11 protein-coding genes are annotated in these 17444 nt (G+C 55.9%); 3 read left to right on the plus strand and 8 right to left on the minus strand.

Annotated features, from left to right (window positions below; genetic code table 11):
• Positions 1-10 precede the first annotated feature (10 nt).
• The 3 genes from fnr to ERD84_RS09150 all read right to left on the minus strand — a co-directional run bounded on the left by fnr (position 11) and on the right by ERD84_RS09150 (position 1548).
• Positions 11-739, minus strand: coding sequence for a fumarate/nitrate reduction transcriptional regulator Fnr (gene fnr, locus ERD84_RS09140; protein WP_130039313.1), 729 nt, complete (start codon positions 737-739; stop codon positions 11-13).
• A gap of 213 nt (positions 740-952) precedes the next feature.
• Positions 953-1291, minus strand: coding sequence for a type II toxin-antitoxin system PemK/MazF family toxin (locus ERD84_RS09145; RefSeq protein ID WP_130039314.1), 339 nt, complete (start codon positions 1289-1291; stop codon positions 953-955).
• A gap of 26 nt (positions 1292-1317) precedes the next feature.
• Positions 1318-1548 carry an AbrB/MazE/SpoVT family DNA-binding domain-containing protein gene (locus ERD84_RS09150; protein ID WP_130039315.1) on the minus strand — a complete coding sequence of 77 codons (231 nt, stop codon included), beginning with the start codon at positions 1546-1548 and terminating at the stop codon, positions 1318-1320.
• 162 nt (positions 1549-1710) lie between these two features.
• Here ERD84_RS09150 and clpB point away from each other — a divergent pair, with 162 nt between their 5' ends.
• On the plus strand, positions 1711-4305 hold the full coding sequence (clpB, locus tag ERD84_RS09155) for an ATP-dependent chaperone ClpB (RefSeq protein WP_130039316.1): 2595 nt from the start codon (positions 1711-1713) through the stop codon (positions 4303-4305).
• Positions 4306-4721: 416 nt separating this feature from the next.
• Here the strand turns inward: clpB and ERD84_RS09160 are convergent, their stop codons facing one another.
• Together ERD84_RS09160 and glnE are read right to left on the minus strand one after the other, a co-directional pair.
• Positions 4722-5402 carry an epoxyqueuosine reductase QueH gene (locus ERD84_RS09160; protein ID WP_130039317.1) on the minus strand — a complete coding sequence of 227 codons (681 nt, stop codon included), beginning with the start codon at positions 5400-5402 and terminating at the stop codon, positions 4722-4724.
• A 60-nt stretch (positions 5403-5462) separates the two neighbouring features.
• Entirely contained in the window at positions 5463-8237 is a 2775-nt protein-coding gene (gene glnE / locus ERD84_RS09165; protein WP_130039318.1) for a bifunctional [glutamate--ammonia ligase]-adenylyl-L-tyrosine phosphorylase/[glutamate--ammonia-ligase] adenylyltransferase, read from the minus strand.
• 103 nt (positions 8238-8340) lie between these two features.
• On the opposite strand from glnE, the gene ERD84_RS09170 reads away from it, so the two are divergent.
• Complete coding sequence (locus ERD84_RS09170; protein WP_130039319.1) at positions 8341-12003, plus strand: YhdP family protein; 3663 nt, start codon at positions 8341-8343, stop codon at positions 12001-12003.
• Between the two features lie 88 nt (positions 12004-12091).
• On the opposite strand, the gene gdhA is transcribed toward ERD84_RS09170, so the two are convergent.
• From gdhA to trxA, 3 genes are all read right to left on the minus strand, one after another.
• On the minus strand, positions 12092-13435 hold the full coding sequence (gdhA, locus tag ERD84_RS09175; protein ID WP_130039320.1) for an NADP-specific glutamate dehydrogenase: 1344 nt from the start codon (positions 13433-13435) through the stop codon (positions 12092-12094).
• Between the two features lie 148 nt (positions 13436-13583).
• Complete coding sequence (gene rho, locus ERD84_RS09180) at positions 13584-14840, minus strand: transcription termination factor Rho (RefSeq protein WP_130039321.1); 1257 nt, start codon at positions 14838-14840, stop codon at positions 13584-13586.
• 69 nt (positions 14841-14909) lie between these two features.
• On the minus strand, positions 14910-15236 hold the full coding sequence (trxA, locus tag ERD84_RS09185; protein WP_130039322.1) for a thioredoxin TrxA: 327 nt from the start codon (positions 15234-15236) through the stop codon (positions 14910-14912).
• A gap of 230 nt (positions 15237-15466) precedes the next feature.
• Between trxA and ERD84_RS09190 the strand changes: the two genes are divergently transcribed.
• Positions 15467-17428: a DNA topoisomerase IV subunit B gene (locus ERD84_RS09190; protein ID WP_130039323.1), complete on the plus strand. Its 1962-nt coding sequence runs from the start codon at positions 15467-15469 to the stop codon at positions 17426-17428.
• Positions 17429-17444 lie beyond the last annotated feature (16 nt).

Genomic DNA, 17444 nt, shown 5'->3' on the forward strand with positions numbered 1-17444 from the left:
GACGGGGCTTTCAGCCGCAGTCGGTGCCCGACAACAAGCGCAAGCCACCCATGTCAAGAATGTGTACTTCGCGCTGGTGGACACGTATCAGGCCTTCGCGCGCAAAGCGTGAAAACAGGCGGCTGACCGTCTCAAGGGTCAAACCCAGATAATTGCCAATTTCTTCGCGGCTCATGCGCAGGATGAACTCGCTGGGCGAGTATCCCAGCGTTGAGAGGCGCTGCGACAGATTGATCAGGAATGCAGCCAGCCTTTGCTCTGAACGCAAGGCACCCAATGACATCACCAGCTGGTGGGAGCGGCTGATTTCCTTGCTCATGAGGCGGCGTAATTGTTGTTGCAACACAGGCAGGTGGTGCGATAGCTCGTCGAGCTCATCGATGCGGATGACACAGACCTCGCTGTCTTCGAGGGCTATGGCATTCGATACATGTGTATTGTCGAGCAGTCCGTCCATGCCGATGATTTCGCCAGGCAGCAGGAAGCCGGTAATCTGGACCTGGCCAGACGAATCTTCCAGTTGCGTCTTGAGTGAGCCGGAGCGGATACCGTAGACGGCTTCGGTTGGGTCACCTAACTGGAACAGTGCGGAACCCTTGGCAATGCGTATACGCTCTTTGATGAGCTCATCAAGTTTATTGACGTCACCACGCTGCATGCCCAGTGGCAAGCATATCTCATTTAGCATGCAGGTCGAGCAACGGGTAGAGTCAGGTGTTACAGAGATTCTTTTTTGCATGCGGTCGCCCTGAGGACGAAAAAATATCAACCGGGTGAATGAGGAAAAGTGTCAGCGATTAAATCTAGGGTTAACCCTAGATTTAGATTGTTGGCAGCTGATTTATATCAAGTATACGGTAGCGCGCCGTAAATTGTTGAGTTACTCGTAGGGTTAATGCAAAAAACGAGGTGTAAATGGGTGTTACTGCCTTTTGGGTTGTCTGGCTTCCTATTATGCCTTAGACAAGAGTGCCAGCAGCTTGGCTCGCACTTGTGCCAGTTCGTTTGCACTGATACGGCCATGATGGCTGATTTTGGTATGTACCCAATCGATACTTTTGACTTGATCTGACAGCACGGCTATGGGCGGATCGGACTGAATCGGAACTTCGAATGGGTAGCTTTTTATATCGCCCGTGATGGCGCAGCAGACCATAAGCCCGGTTTTCTTATTGTAAGCCGTCGGACTGAGCACGACGGCCGGCTTGTAGCCATTACTGGCGCTGTTGCCAGGAAGGTCGAAGTGCAAATGAATGATATCGCCGGTGTCGGGTGTATAACGCTTATTCATGGCATGCTCCCTTGTATTGACACGTGTTAGTCGCTGGCCGCACCAAAATCAATTTCGGGATGCAGGTTCTTGGGTTTGATGCCGCTCAATAGCTGCGCGAGCAGATATTCTTCGGAGCGTACAGGCTGGATGACTATCGTGCCGCGTTCGAGTCGTAAATCCACGATGTCGTCGGCGCTAAGCTTGAGCGATTTGAGCATGGAGGAGGGTAAACGGATTGCTGCGCTATTACCCCATTTTTTTATTACACCACGCATGGCTATCTCCTTATAGAACAGGTGGCCGGAAATCGATAAAACTGTAGTGTAAACGGTGTGTCGACGCTAGTGTAAGTCCCTGTGACCCTTGAAATTTTTCATTTTGGCCACACATATTCACTATTCGGGCACGTGCCCTTCCTTTATTTCAGTGAAAAGATTATGCGATTCGATAAACTCACAACGAAGTTTCAGCAGGCCATTGCCGATGCGCAAAGTCTGGCTGTAAAACACGACAATCAATACATAGAACCCCTCCACGTACTGTCTGCGTTGCTGGCCGACACCGACAGCGGTGCCGCCAGTCTGTTGGCACGGGCGGGTGCTGCGGTCAAGCGTCTGGCAACCGGGGTCGATGCCCTCATAGAAGGCTTGCCGCGAGTGCAGGGCGCCGAAGGCAATATACAAGTCAGTCGCGACCTGCAGTCTGTATTGGCGCGTACAGATAAAGAAGCGTCCAACCGTGGCGACGCCTATATCGCCAGCGAGCTGTTTCTTCTGGTGCTGGCCGACGACAAAGGCGAGGCCGGCCGTTTGATGCGTGAAGCAGGCTTGCAGCGCAAGGCCCTGGAAACCGCCATTGAGGCGGTGCGTGGCGGAGAATCCGTGTCCGACTCCGACGGTGAGTCGAATCGGGAGGCCCTGACCAAGTACACCACCGACCTGACTGAGCGCGCCCGTTTGGGTAAGCTTGACCCGGTTATTGGGCGCGATGATGAAATTCGCCGCTCCATACAGATATTGCAGCGCCGCACCAAGAACAACCCGGTACTGATCGGTGAGCCGGGTGTGGGCAAGACCGCCATTGTGGAAGGGTTGGCGCAACGCATCGTGAACAATGAAGTGCCCGAAACCCTTAAGGGCAAGCGGGTATTGTCGCTGGATATGGCGGCCTTGCTGGCTGGTGCCAAGTATCGCGGTGAATTTGAAGAACGTCTTAAAGCTGTCCTGAAGGAATTGTCACAGGACGATGGGCGCACCATTGTCTTCATCGACGAGCTGCACACCATGGTGGGTGCAGGCAAGGCCGAGGGCGCGATGGACGCCGGCAATATGCTCAAACCTGCGCTGTCCAGGGGTGAATTGCACTGCATAGGCGCCACGACGCTGGACGAATACCGCAAGTACATCGAGAAAGACGCCGCACTGGAGCGGCGCTTCCAGAAGGTGCTGATCAATGAGCCCGATGTTGAGTCGACCATTGCCATATTGCGTGGCCTGCAAGAACGCTATGAGTTGCACCACGGTGTGGCGATTACCGACCCGGCCATTGTGGCCGCTGCCGAGCTGTCCAATCGTTACATTACCGACCGTTTCCTGCCTGACAAGGCCATCGACCTGATCGATGAGGCTGCTGCCCGCATACGCATGGAGATCGACTCCAAACCCGAAGTCATGGACAAGCTGGATCGCCGCATCATTCAACTGAAAATCGAGCGTGAGGCGGTCAACAAGGACACTGACGAGGGATCACAGCGCAGGCTCAAGGCCATCGAAGATGAATTGGTCAAATTGCAGCGTGAGTACAACGACTACGAAGAGGTGTGGAAGTCGGAAAAGGCCGCAGTACAGGGTTCACAGGTCATCAAAGAGGAAATCGAACGGGTTCGTGCCGAGATGGCCGAGCTGCAACGTAAAGGCCAGTTCGATAAGCTTGCCGAACTGCAGTATGGCAAGCTCCCCGAACTGGAAAGCCGCTTGCAGTCGGCTGAAGCCAGCCAGCAGAAGGATGACGACGCGGAGCGTCCGCGTTTGTTGCGAACGCAAGTAGGTGCGGAAGAGATTGCCGAGGTCGTGTCGCGCGCCACCGGTATACCCGTGGCCAAGATGATGCAGGGTGAGCGTGACAAGCTGCTGAAAATGGAAGATTTCCTGCATCAGCGTGTTGTAGGCCAGAACGAGGCGGTTACTTTGGTGTCCGATGCCATACGTCGCTCGCGGGCGGGTTTGTCCGATCCATCACGGCCCTATGGCTCTTTCCTGTTCCTGGGGCCTACCGGGGTGGGCAAGACCGAGCTGACCAAAGCCTTGGCGAATTTTCTGTTTGACTCCGAAGAGCACATGATACGCATAGACATGAGCGAGTTCATGGAGAAGCATTCGGTCGCACGACTGATAGGTGCGCCTCCGGGCTATGTGGGCTATGAAGAGGGCGGTTACCTGACCGAGGCGGTCAGGCGCAAGCCCTATAGCGTGGTGTTGTTGGACGAAATCGAGAAGGCCCACCCTGATGTCTTCAACGTATTGTTGCAGGTGCTGGATGATGGCCGGCTGACCGATGGCCAGGGCCGTACAGTAGATTTTCGCAATACGGTGATCATCATGACGTCCAATCTGGGTTCGCAGCATATCCAGAGTATGGCTGGGCAGCCCTACGAGGTTGTGAAAGAAGTTATTTGGGATGAGCTCAAGCAGTCTTTCCGGCCTGAGTTTCTGAACCGGATAGACGAAGTTGTGGTGTTCCATGGCCTGGAAGCAAAACATATTGAGTCCATCGCCCGGATTCAATTGCAACGTCTGGGGCAACGCATGGCCGAGAAGGAGATGCGGCTTGAGGTCTCAGATGCAGCACTGGCGCAGCTGGCCCGTACTGGCTTCGATCCGGTCTTTGGTGCGCGTCCCCTGAAAAGGGCCATCCAGCAGCACATTGAGAACCCGATTGCCCGCCTGATTCTGGAAGGCAAGTTCGGGCCTAAGGATGTGGTGCCGGTGGATTGGCACGATGACGAGTTCGTGTTCGAGCGGACTTTGCAGTAAGCCGCATATTTGGCCGGTCTCTGCTTATGCAGGGCCGGCCGAATTGTTTGGTCCGGGTTAAAAAGCTTGCCTGAATCAGGCTGAACCCTGTTATCTGGTGCACTTAGCCTGTTGCCGGGGTGTAGGGCGGTGCAGGCACGGCGTGCTTTTTTCCGCGTCTACGTCGTCCAGCCGGGCGTCGGGCGAACTCACTCGCTACGCTCGCTCAAACAGCGCCCGACGACTTCCCCCAGCCTCCCTTCCGTAGCACGCGGCGCACGCCTGAACGCCAGCCCCACCCTACACCCCGGCAACAGGCTTCTTAAGCTGCAGTGAATAACAGGGCTCAGCCTGATTCATGCCGACAGCCATGTACAGCGTGGTAGTGACTGGAGAGTCATGTAAAAAGCCGCCCAATTGGGGCGGCTTTCGTTCGATCAGCTCTTGGGAGGAGGATTCAGCGTGAGTTCGTCCTTTCCGTAGAACTTGATGCCGATCTTGATCCGCTCCCGGCCTTGCTCGCGTCGGTGGCGGTTGGTGTCACGCAGTGAATACACGCAGCCGCAGTACTCCTGCTGGTAGAACTCTTCGCGCTTGCTGATTTCTATCATGCGGGCCGATCCGCCGCCTTTGCGCCAGTTGTACGTCCAGTAGAGCATTCCGGGATAACGGGCAGCAGCACGTTCGCCACAGCCGTTGATCTGGTTCATGTCTTTCCAGCGTGAAATACCCAGCGAGCTGCTGATCGTATCGTAGCCGTGTTCGTGAGCGTACAGGGCGGTGCGTTCGAAACGCATATCGAAACATACCGTGCAGCGATGGCCCCGCTCGGGCTCGTTTTCGAGGCCCTTGACGCGTTCAAACCAATTGTCGCGATCGTAATCGGCGTCGATGAACTCAATGCCGTTTTGCTCGGCAAACCGGATGTTTTCATTCTTGCGAATCTCGTACTCGCGATCGGGGTGAATATTGGGGTTGTAAAAATAAATGGCGTAATCAATACCCGATGCCGTGATGGCTTCCATGACTTCGCCGGAACAGGGCGCGCAGCAGGAGTGCAGCAGCACCTTTTTTCGGTTATCGGGCAGAACGAGTTTGGGGCGTTGAACAGTGGTCATGGCAGAAAGGCGCTGTCAAGATGACTAGCGCCTAGTGTACTAGTCGTAGATAAAGCTATTTTAGTCTGCTATGACGGTATTCCAAAGTGCCTGTACAGTCTTGCGTTCTGCAACCAGCTGTTCGCTGGGTACGCGAGCCTTCTCGGCACCCTGCAGACGCAGGGCATGCTGGCGTTTTCTGAACGTCCGGTAGGCATCTCCGGACTTCGATGCCAGATCGGCTGGAATCAAGCCCGATTCGGCAGCCAGACGCAATAATGTGATGTTGCCCAGATTGTCCAGCAGGGCCGGATGCTGTCGGCCAAAGCACAATACCAGGTATTGGGTGACAAACTCGACGTCTACCATGCCGCCCCGGTCGTGCTTCAGGTCGAAATCCGGCGTGCGGTTGGGATGGCCGGCGCTGATTTTCTGGCGCATATTACGCACTTCATTCTTGAAAGCCTGACTGTCGCGCGGCAGAAGAAGCACTTGCTGGCGGATATCTTCGAAACGCTGGCCGATTTCGGGGTCTCCTGCTGCAAAACGCGCCCGTGTGATGGCTTGATGTTCCCAGGCCCAGGCATGCTGGGTTTGATACTGGGAAAAGGCTTCGACCGAGACGGCCAGCAGGCCGGCGTCGCCGTCGGGACGCAACCTCAGGTCGATTTCGTACAGCCGCCCTGAAGAGGTCATGGTGGACAGCCACGAGGCCATCCGCCGTCCGAGCTTGGCATAGAGTTCGCTGGCCTCGTCGGTGGGGTCATCGTAAAGGAATACCAAGTCGAGGTCGGAGGCATAGCCTAATTCTTTGCCACCGAGCCGGCCGTAAGCAATGATGGCGAATCGAGGCGGAGCAAGGTTGCTGCGCTCGCCACGTGGTTGAACCAAAGGCCATACGCGATGGATGGTTTCAGTCAGCATCATGTCGGCCAGCGCCGAGAGACGATCGCCTAATTGCTCGACAGTCAGCACGCCTTCCAGATCCTGGGCCAGCAACTGAAAGGTGACCTGATGCTGGGTGTCGCGCATGAGGTTCATTTGCTGTTCGACGTCGGGCTGCCCATCTGTCAGTACGCAGGCGTCCAGGTCGTCGCGCAATTGCTGCGCCAGTTGCTCAAAGTCGGGCGGTGCCAGCAGCGAATGCCATTCGATCAGGCTATCAAGCAAAAGGGGGTAGCGGCTCAGGAACTCAGAGGCCCACGGGCTGGCACTGATGATACGCGTGACACGTGCCAGCGTTTCGGGGTATTCGGCCAGCAAGGCCAGATAGGCACTGCGCTGGGCAATATGTTCGACCAATGCCAGCAGCCTGACTGCCGTTGTTTCGGGCGTTTCGGTTTGGGCCGCCATGTTGACGATGGCAGGCAGCAGGGCTTCCACACGCTTGCGGCTGGTACCCGACAAGCTTCGAATACGATGACTGTCCAGGAAGGCTTCGACTCGTTTTGAGACGGCCTGTGCCTGCTCGCCTACGCGTTGCTGGATGTGATCGTTCAGGTCGGCGCAAGGCGTATCGGCCTGCGGTGATGGCGTATCATCGTCGCTATCATCATTACCCATGCCAGCGATTCTGAATGCATTGCGGAATGTCTGGGATACAAAGGCGCGTAGCGAGGTTAATTGCGCGTCAAAATCGGCTTGTGCCATGCCCATTGCTTGCGCCAGGTCGGCGCATATTTTGGGGTCGCGCGGCAGCAGATGAGTTTGCTCATCTTCGCGATATTGCAGCATATGTTCGACACGCCGCAGAAAACAATAGGCCGATGCCAGCTGCTCGGCGACATCGGTGGCAATCAGGCCAGCCTTGTCTTGCTTGTGCAAGGCCGAGAGCAGCCCGCGTTGCTGCAGTGAAGGCATGCGTCCGCCGCGTATGAGCTGGCTCAGCTGTACAACGAACTCTATTTCGCGTATGCCACCGTCCCCGAGCTTGATGTTGTGCACGGTGTCTATGCCAGTACGAGCGAGCGCGCGCTTTTGCCAGTCCAGGCGTATGCGCTCGCGCAGGCCGCGCAAGGCCGCCAGTGCGTCGAAATCAAAATATTTACGGTATACGAATGGAATACGCAAGGATTCCAGCTGCTCAATTTGGCTACGAGGATCGCTGCCTGCAAAAGCCTGGCAACGTATGACTCGGCCTTTAAGCCAGGCGTAGCGTTCCCATTCGCGCCCCTGGGTGACCAGATAGTTTTCAAGGGCGTCGAGGCTCCAGGCTAATGGGCCTGAGTCTCCATCGGGGCGCAAGCGCAGGTCTGTACGGAATACGTGACCGTCGGCGTCGATTTCTGACAGTACAGGCATCATGCGCTGTGTGACCCGGCCATAGAATTCGTGGTGACTGATCTTGCGGCGCCCATCCGTTTCGCCTTCTTCGCCATAAATCATGATCAAGTCGATATCGGACGATACATTCAGTTCCTTGCCGCCCAGCTTACCCATTCCTACAATCAGCAGCTCTTGCGGCTTGCCGGTATTGGGATCGATCGGTATGCCGTGCAGCTCGGCCAGGCTGGTGGCGACACTTTTGTACGCCTCGGTTACGGCAAGGTCGGCCAGCACCGACATGGCGCCGACTACTTCCTGGACCGATGCGGTCTGATTCAGGTCGCGTACCATTGCTGTAAAAAATACGCGTTCACGTAACTGGCGCAATACGCGCCGGATGTCTGTCACTGGCAGCGCACGGTCGGTGTCGTCGCCTTTCAGGTCGTAAAACCATTGGAGGATAGTTTTACGATTCAGGGCCTGACCGGCCGCATTGATCAACCATTGTTCAAATGCGGTGTTGGCCATCAGTTTGCGGCGAAGTGATCCTGACCATTGCAGGGCGGGCGCTAATATAATGGCTTCAGACATAAGGCATGCAAAAATAGGAAAAAAGCGGAAAACAGCTGCAGCTTGACCGCCAAACAGCTCCAATCCCACGATACCGTAAATATTACAGGCCCTGGCTCAATCTGTGCTTCAATTTTCTACTCTCATTTTCAAGCTGGTCGGAAAAATAGCGCTGATTGCGTACTTTGTCCTGGGCCTGCTGTTTCTGGGGGCGCGCTATTGGGTGTTCCCCAACATCAACGAATGGCGGCCGCAGATCGAAAGGCATTTGTCCGTAGCCCTCAATAGTGATGTCAGTCTGGGCGCCATTGCCGTCGATTGGAAGGGGCCTAATCCCAAGCTTCAGGCGCTGGATGTCAAGCTTCAGGATGAGCAAGGGCGCAGCTTGTTGGCGGTTCCTGAAATCCAGGCAACGATCAGCTGGCGCAGTCTCCTTGGCGGCGATCTGCAACTGGTTATGCTCGAAGCCAGTGGGCTAGACCTGACTCTGCGTAGAGGCCTCGATGACCAGGTCTGGGTCATGGGCCGCTCTTTCAGCCTGGGTGGGCCCAGGCCTTCGTCGGAAGATACCGGAACAGCCGCCGACTGGCTGCTCGGGCAACGCGATATCATGTTGCGCTCAGCCACATTGCGCTGGATAGACGAGACACGGAACGCACCGCCTCTGGTGCTCAAACGTGTCGCGTTGCGTTTGAGCAACCGCCATGACGATCACCGATTCATGTTGCAGGCTGATATACCTGAAGCTCTGGGAAAAACACTGGATTTGCGGGGAGAATTCCTGCATACCCCCACCAATGAATCCGAGCCCTTGGACCTGAACGAGGGCAGGGGGCAGCTATACGCGCATGTCGAGAACATGCAGCCTTTGGGCTGGGCGCCGTGGATCGATATGCCTCGCAGTCTGAAATCAGGGCGGTTATCAGTGCGTAGCTGGCTCAAGTTCCAGTCCGGCGACATAGAGTCGTTGACCTCGGACGTGACCGTCATGGATGGGTACTGGGAGTCGACACGCTATGGGGTCAAGGCGCAGGCCGTGCGATTGTTCATGTCTGGGCCATGGCGCGATTACACACGGCTGCTGAATCAGTATGACGCTGCGCCCCAAAGCCCTGCCAAAGAGGGGGCTACGCTCCAGGGGGTGGCGTACCGCTTGCTGGCGCAAAAACTGGAAATACAGGCACCTAATACCTTTGAGCGAGCCATAAGGCTCGAGCACCTGGTGTCACGCGGCGCTGTGCAGCGCCCTGATACTGGTTGGCGCGTGGATGCGTCTCAGTTGGACCTGTCCGGCCCCGATATGGCAGCCAGACTGCAAGGTCACTGGCGGCAGCATGGTGTCGATACAAGCGGCTTTATCGATCTGCAGGGCAGCATAACGCGGCTCGCCATCCCGGCCATAAAGCATTATCTGCCCGCCAGCGTCAATCCGGATGCGCGAGAATGGATGGAGCGCGGCCTGCTGGCTGGACAGGTCAACGATGCCAGCCTTGTTTTGCGGGGAGATCTTGACGACTTCCCCTTTAACGATACGGCTGATGAAGGCGTTTTCAACATAGCTGGCCAGTATTCAGGTGCCATTATTGACTATCTGCCGGCCAATAAGAAATCGCCAGGTTGGCCGCGCCTGGTTGATATGCAGGGCAAGGTGTCACTGGATCGCGCAGACTTGCGTCTATCGGCCGATCAGGCTGTCATGTGGCCAACGCCGCAGCAGTCGATACAGCTGCATGATGTTCAGGCACGGATACCCAATCTGGAAAAGAATTCCGTACTCAGCATCACAGGCCAGACCCAGGCTGACGGCAACACTTATCTTGCCTTGATGACGCATACTCCATTGGGCGGCATGCTGGACGAGCAATTCAACGAGACACGCGCAACAGGTGTGTGGTCAGTACCGCTGGCCCTGACGATCCCGTTGATGCATAGTCGCGACACTACGGTAAAGGGTGCCATTCATTTTTCTGAAGGGGATTTGCGCCTGACACCTGAAATGCCTGTTTTCAGCAAGGTGACGGGCACGCTGGAGTTTAGCGATACTGGTTTCAGCACGTCGGACCTTAAAAGCGAATTCCTCGGTGGGCCCGTAGCCATAAGTGGAGGAGTGGGTGGAGCGCTCAAGGGTTTGCGGCTTCAGGGCACGGCGCAGGCAAGTGCGATACGCGAATATACTGGCCTGGAAGGCTTGAAGCGATTGACGGGGCATATGGTCTATCGGGCAGGCCTGCACCAGGGTAAAGGTAAAGACAGGGCTTTCGTGCTTGATATCGAGTCAGATCTGGTCGGCCTGGCCATGGATTTTCCGCCACCCCTTAAGAAGACTACCAGCAAACGCTTGCCTCTGCGGATCAGCTGGCAGCGTCATGGTGATGGCAAGAGCATGGCCCTGGGTCTTGCGTTGGGTACAGAACTGCAGGCAAAGTTGCTGCATCGCGATAATGCAAGAGACGGTGCTTACTTTCATGCGGCTGCACTAGGGGTGAACAAGAAAGCTGTACTGCCCAAGTCTGGCTTTGCGCTCGATCTGAGCTATCCCGTCGTCGACATAGACGCCTGGACCGATCTCGTCAATGAGTTTTCCAATACCCTGCCAGGCGCCGACAAAGCGCGTAGTCAGCCCTTACTGCCCGCCATTCAAACCTTGCGGCTGCAGGCCGACAAGGTACTGGTCAAGGGCGTTATGCTGGATACATTCACCTTTGCGGCGCACCGCCCGGAGCCACAGCAGTGGCGCGCCGATATCAGTTCGTCTCAAACAGCCGGAACCTTGTTCTGGCACGAAGCCAACGGCCGCGTGGCGGGACGCATCGATGCCAATTTTGACCGCTTGTCTTTAGGGAGCGAACAAGAGGGTGAGTCATCTCATCAGTCAGCAGACGAATTTCAAATCGATGACGAGCTGGATATTCCGGGGGTCAATCTACATGTCAGGAAATTCCGTCTGTATGGGCGCGATGTCGGAGAACTGTCTTTGGTGGGGGTCAATCAGGCTCGCGGCGACTTATGGAAACTCGAAAGCTTGAGACTCAAGAGTCCATCAGCCGAGTTATCGGGGTCTGGCCTCTGGCGCCTGCAGGGACCCAACCGTGGTTTGACACTGGATGCTGAAGTCCAGATTACAAATCTGGGCGAATATCTGGATCAAATCGGCCAAAAGGATGTAATGAAAGCAGGCGAGGGTACGGTTAAAGGCAAGCTTGAATGGCACAACATGCCTTGGCATTTCAGCAGGGCTGACTTGAATGGCCAGATCGAGTTCAGTTTACGCAAAGGGCGCTTCAGCTCACTGAATTCGTACTCGGCACGCCTGCTCGAGCTTTTGTCATTGCAATCAGTCAAACGTCTGGCCCGCCTGGACTTCAACCCCGCCGGGCTAACCCGGGAAGGCTTTCCTTACGACGATCTGCGCGGCACTGTCAGTATCAACAATGGCCTGATGAGCACCAGTGACTATCGGGTTATCGGGCCGGTTGGCACCATAGTGATAGGCGGAAACATCGACCTGGTCAACGAGCTGCTGGACTTGCAGGCCGTAGTCATTCCAAGTCTGGATATCAGTGGTGCGGCGGTGGCGGCCGGTATCGCCATCAACCCCATTGTAGGCGTGGGTGCATTTCTTACCCAATGGTTGCTGCAGGTGCCCCTGGCCAAGGCCATGACGGTCCAGTATCAAATAAGCGGTAAGTGGGATGATCCGAAAATCAAGGAGCTGGAGGGGCCTGAGCCTGACGCCGGTGCCAGGCCAGCGACCCCGGAGCAGCCAGAGCCGGTGATCGAGCACTGAGCTGGGTCATCAAGACTCGAATAAGCCCAACAACATCATGGCGAGCATTTGGCTCGCCATGATGTTGGGGGTCGGTACCTGGTCTGGCTTAGTAGACGCCTTGCTGCAGCATGGCATCAGCGACCTTGACGAAGCCGGCAATATTGGCTCCATTCACATAGTTGACCTTGCCACCCGGCATGCCACCGTGCAAAACGCAGTTTTCGTGAATATCACGCATGATGGCGTGCAGCTTGTTGTCGACCTGCTCACGGGTCCAGTGCAGCCTTTGTGCGTTCTGGCTCATTTCCAGGCCTGACACTGCCACACCGCCTGCATTACTGGCTTTGCCGGGCGCATACAGGATGCCGGCATGCAGGAAGGTTTCGACAGCGTCAAGGCTGGTGGGCATGTTGGCGCCTTCGGCTACACAGCGTACGCCATTTTTAATCAGGGCTTTGGCGTCTTCCAGCTCAAGTTCGTTCTGGGTGGCGCAAGGCAGGGCGACATCGACCGGTACATGCCAGGGGCGTTTGCCTGCTTCGTAAACCAGATTGAATTGCTTGGCGTAGTCTTCGACCCGGCCGCGCTGCTCGTTCTTGATGTGTATAAGCGCTTCGAGTTTCTCGGGGCTGAAGCCAGCTTTGTCGATGACGACACCATGAGAATCCGACACGGTAATGACCTTGGCACCCAATTGCATGCACTTCTGGATGGCGTACTGGGCTACGTTGCCCGAGCCCGATACCGACACGGTATAGCCTTCAAGAGACTGGCGGGCCTGCTTGAGCATTTCTTCTGCAAAATATACGGTACCGTAACCGGTAGCTTCCGGGCGTATCAGGCTGCCGCCAAAGCTTAACCCTTTACCTGTAAAGACACTGGCTGACGAGTTCGAGAGTTTCTTCATCATGCCGGCCATGAAGCCGACTTCGCGAGCACCCACGCCGATATCGCCTGCCGGTACGTCGGTGTCCGGACCCAGGTGACGATAGAGTTCGATAATCAATGCCTGGCAGAAACGCATCACTTCTGCATCGGATTTGCCTTTGGGGTCGAAATCGGAACCGCCTTTGCCGCCGCCCATAGGCAGTGTCGTCAACGCATTCTTGAAGGTCTGCTCAAAGGCCAGGAACTTGAGGATGGACAGGTTGACTGAGGAGTGGAAGCGCATGCCGCCCTTGAATGGGCCGATGGCGGAACTGTGTTGGATGCGGAAACCGCGGTTGGTTCGTACCTTGCCCTGGTCATCGACCCAAGAGATGCGAAACTGGATGGCACGCTCAGGCTCGACCAGACGTTCCAGCAGCCCTTGCTCGGCGTATTTGGGATTTTGCTCGATGAAGGGCCACAAACTGTTCATGACTTCTTTCACGGCCTGCATGAATTCGGGTTGATGCGGGTCGCGGGCCTTGATTTGGTCAAGAAACTGGTCAAGAGTAGGTAGTGTCATCAAGTATGCTCTGTTGTAGGTACTGAGTAAGCAAGGCTCAGTGAGTATTGAAAATAGTGATTCAGGTCTGGGCAGCTACCATCCCGCGGGGTGATATGACAGACAAGTAAGCCTCTCGTTAGAGAGGCTTACAGGTGTGGCTTGCCGCTTATTTTTTCATCATGTCAAAAAATTCGGAGTTTGTTTTGGTTGCACGAATTTTGTCCAGGATGAACTCCATTGCTTCGATTTCGTCCATGTCGTGTATGAACTTTCGAAGTACCCAAACTTTTTGTAGAAGCTCAGGCTTGATGAGCAGTTCCTCACGGCGTGTGCCTGATTTATTCAGGTTGATGGCCGGATAAACACGCTTTTCGGCCAGGCGCCGCTCGAGGTGGACCTCGGAGTTACCTGTGCCTTTGAATTCTTCGTAGATGACCTCATCCATGCGGCTGCCGGTTTCTACCAGTGCCGTACCGATGATGGTCAGCGAGCCGCCTTCTTCGACGTTGCGAGCCGCGCCAAAAAAGCGCTTGGGCCGCTGCAGTGCATTGGCGTCGACACCGCCGGTAAGCACCTTGCCGGAAGCCGGTACGACGGTATTGTAAGCCCGTGCCAGACGGGTGATGGAGTCGAGCAGAATGACGACGTCTTTTTTAAGCTCAACCAGTCGTTTGGCCTTTTCGATGACCATTTCTGCGACCTGGACGTGGCGTGTTGCTGGCTCGTCGAAAGTGGATGCCACAACCTCACCACGCACGGTGCGTTGCATTTCAGTGACTTCTTCCGGACGTTCGTCGACCAGCATGACGATCATGACGGCGTCGGGGTAGTTGGTGCTGATGGCATGTGCAATATGCTGCATCATGACCGTTTTGCCCGACTTGGGACTGGCCACGATAAGGGCGCGCTGGCCTTTGCCAAAAGGTGCAAAGATATCCAGTATGCGGCCCGTGATGTTTTCTTCGCTCTTGATGTTGCGCTCGAGCGTCATGACTTCGTCTGGGTGCAGCGGCGTGAGGTTATCAAACATAATGCGATGTTTGATGGTCTCGGGCTGCATGCCATTGACTTTGTCGACCTTGACCAGGGCAAAATAGCGCTCGCCATCTTTGGGCGTGCGGACTTCGCCTTCTATGGAGTCACCTGTGTGCAGATTGAATCGACGGATCTGGGACGGCGAGATGTAAATATCGTCAGGGCTGGCCAGATACGAGGTTTCAGGTGAACGCAGGAACCCGAAGCCGTCAGGCAATACTTCAAGCACACCATCACCGAAGATCTGCTCGCCCTGTTTGGCCCGTCGTTTCATGATGGCAAACATCAGTTCCTGTTTGCGTAGACGGCTGGCGTTGTCGATTTCCAGTTCGGCGGCCATTTCGAGCAGCTTGGAAACGTGCTGTGTTTTTAATTCGGTGAGGTGCATGTGAGAAGAGAGAGGGTTTGCCAGTATGGCGAGCCAGGAAAGGCTCGCGCGCAAAAGCTAGAAACGGAATTACAAGGATTCGTCCAGGAATGCAGTCAGTTGGGATTTTGACAGTGCGCCGACTTTGGTTGCCGCTGCCTTGCCGTCTTTGAACAGCATAAGCGTTGGGATGCCACGAACGCCGAACTTGGCGGCTGTGTCGGGGTTTGCGTCGACGTCGACTTTGGCAATAATAACACGGCCTTCGTATTGCTTGGCCGCTTCGTCGAGCAAGGGTGCAATCATTTTGCAGGGGCCACACCAGGCAGCCCAATAGTCGACTAGTACAGGGACGTCGGAGTTGATGACGTCAGCCTCAAATGAGGCATCGCTCACGTGTTTGATGGATTCGCTCATGGTAAAAGAAAAAAGAGGATGGTTTGAAGGCTATAAGGGAAGGCAAGCCCGCAGCACAGTGTATTCTGTGTTGCGCTTGTGTTTTTTATTTCTGGATTTTGTTAAGCATACCACTGTAGGCGAAGGCGCGCACACGATGGGTAATAGCAGTATTTACCGACCCTTCGCTTGGGAAGCGCCGAGCTTTCCGTAAAATACCGCATTCTTTTCCGTAATTTCGAGACGATATTTTGGCTATTCCACGCTATGACGAAGGATCCATCCGGGTATTGAAGGGGCTCGAACCCGTCAAGCAACGACCCGGCATGTACACCCGTACCGACAATCCCCTGCATATTGTGCAAGAGGTCATCGACAACGCGGCCGACGAGGCGCTGGCGGGGTTCTGCACCACTATCAAAGTGACTTTGCACACTGACGGCAGTGTGTCGGTTGAAGACAACGGGCGCGGTATCCCGGTAGGCCTGCATCCCGAGGAAAAGGCTCCTGTGGTCGAATTGGTGTTCACGCGGCTACATGCTGGCGGCAAGTTCGACAAGAAATCTGCGGGCGCTTACGCTTTTTCGGGCGGACTGCACGGAGTGGGGGTCTCTGTTACCAACGCCTTGTCCACCCGGCTCGAGGTACTGGTCTGGCGCGATGGCGCCACGCACCAGCTGATCTTTGCTGACGCTGCTGTGCACACCCCCCTGCAAGAACTCGAACCCGTCAGCCGGAAAAAAACCGGGACGCGCATTCGCGTCTGGCCCGATCCAAAGTATTTCGATACGGCGACGCTGCCTATCGCTGAGCTGGCCCATGCCCTGCGCAGCAAGGCGGTGCTGTTGAGCGGCGTTAAAGTGACGCTGACCATAGAAAAAACGGGCGAGATGCGCGAATGGCAATACCAGGAGGGCTTGCGTGGTTACCTCGAAGAGGCCTTGGGCGATACCGAAAAAATCATTCCTTTACTTGAAGGCAAGCAGTATGCTGCCGACGACGACGAGTCTTACGCTGAAGGCGAGGGGGCACAGTGGGTGATCGCCTGGACGCTCGAGGGCCAGGTGGTGCGCGAGTCCTACGTCAATCTGATTGCCACGACTGCCGGCGGTACCCACGAGGCGGGCTTGCGCGATGGTTTGTTCAATGCCGTCAAGTCCTTTGCCGAACTGCATAGCCTTATTCCCAAAGGTGTCAAGCTGCTTGCCGAAGACGTCTTCGCCCGGGCCAGCTTTGTACTGTCGGCCAAAGTGCTCGATCCGCAGTTTCAGGGTCAGATCAAAGAAAAACTCAATAGCCGGGACGCCGTCCGGCTGGTGGGCGGTTTCGTCAAGAACGCGCTCGACCTTTGGCTGAATGCCAATGTCGAATACGGCAAGAAGTTGGCTGACGCCGCAATCCGGCAGGCGCAAGCCCGGGCCCGCTCGGCCAAGAAAGTTGAAAAGCGCAAGAGTTCAGGTGTGGCGGTCCTTCCCGGCAAACTAACTGACTGTGAGTCTGATGATGTCTCGCGTACCGAGCTGTTCCTGGTCGAGGGTGACTCGGCTGGCGGGTCGGCAAAAATGGGTCGTAGCAAAGAGTTCCAGGCGATTCTTCCTCTGCGCGGCAAGGTGCTGAATTCCTGGGAAGTCGATCGCGACAGGTTGTTCGCCAATAACGAAATTCACGATATAGCCGTGGCTATCGGGGTCGATCCACACGGGCCGAACGACACGCCCGATTTGTCCGGTCTGCGCTACGGCCACATTTGCATCCTGTCGGACGCTGACGTCGACGGTTCACATATCCAGGTTTTGCTGCTTACTTTATTCTTCAGACATTTTCCCAAGCTGATCGATGCAGGCCATGTATATATTGCACGGCCGCCCTTGTTCCGTGTCGATGTACCCGCCGCCGGTAAACGGCCGGCCCGCAAGGTGTATTGCCTCGATCAAGCCGAGCTGGATATCGTCCAGGACAAGCTGCGCAAGGAAGGCGTGCGCGAGGGATCATGGAGCATCAGCCGCTTCAAGGGGCTGGGCGAAATGAGCGCTGAACAGCTTTGGGATACCACCATGAATCCCGATACACGACGCCTGATGCCGGTTACTTGCGGCGAGCTGGGCACGTCCGGCACCACCGCAATGTTCGATATGCTGATGGGCAAGGGCGAGTCTGCTCAGCGCCGCGTCTGGCTCGAAGAAAAAGGCAATCTGGCCGAGATCGACGTTTAGTCGTGCAGCCGGTCTT

Source organism: Pollutimonas harenae, from assembly GCF_004153685.1.
Classification (GTDB): domain Bacteria; phylum Pseudomonadota; class Gammaproteobacteria; order Burkholderiales; family Burkholderiaceae_B; genus Pusillimonas_C; species Pusillimonas_C harenae.

What these genes read in the sequence shown, in the direction of transcription:
- fnr (WP_130039313.1), bottom strand. Translation starts at nt 739, where the DNA reads ATGCAAAAAAGAATCTCTGTAACACCTGACTCTACCCGTTGCTCGACC.
- ERD84_RS09145 (WP_130039314.1), bottom strand. Translation starts at nt 1,291, where the DNA reads ATGAATAAGCGTTATACACCCGACACCGGCGATATCATTCATTTGCAC.
- ERD84_RS09150 (WP_130039315.1), bottom strand. Translation starts at nt 1,548, where the DNA reads ATGCGTGGTGTAATAAAAAAATGGGGTAATAGCGCAGCAATCCGTTTA.
- clpB (WP_130039316.1), top strand. Translation starts at nt 1,711, where the DNA reads ATGCGATTCGATAAACTCACAACGAAGTTTCAGCAGGCCATTGCCGAT.
- ERD84_RS09160 (WP_130039317.1), bottom strand. Translation starts at nt 5,402, where the DNA reads ATGACCACTGTTCAACGCCCCAAACTCGTTCTGCCCGATAACCGAAAA.
- glnE (WP_130039318.1), bottom strand. Translation starts at nt 8,237, where the DNA reads ATGTCTGAAGCCATTATATTAGCGCCCGCCCTGCAATGGTCAGGATCA.
- gdhA (WP_130039320.1), bottom strand. Translation starts at nt 13,435, where the DNA reads ATGACACTACCTACTCTTGACCAGTTTCTTGACCAAATCAAGGCCCGC.
- rho (WP_130039321.1), bottom strand. Translation starts at nt 14,840, where the DNA reads ATGCACCTCACCGAATTAAAAACACAGCACGTTTCCAAGCTGCTCGAA.
- trxA (WP_130039322.1), bottom strand. Translation starts at nt 15,236, where the DNA reads ATGAGCGAATCCATCAAACACGTGAGCGATGCCTCATTTGAGGCTGAC.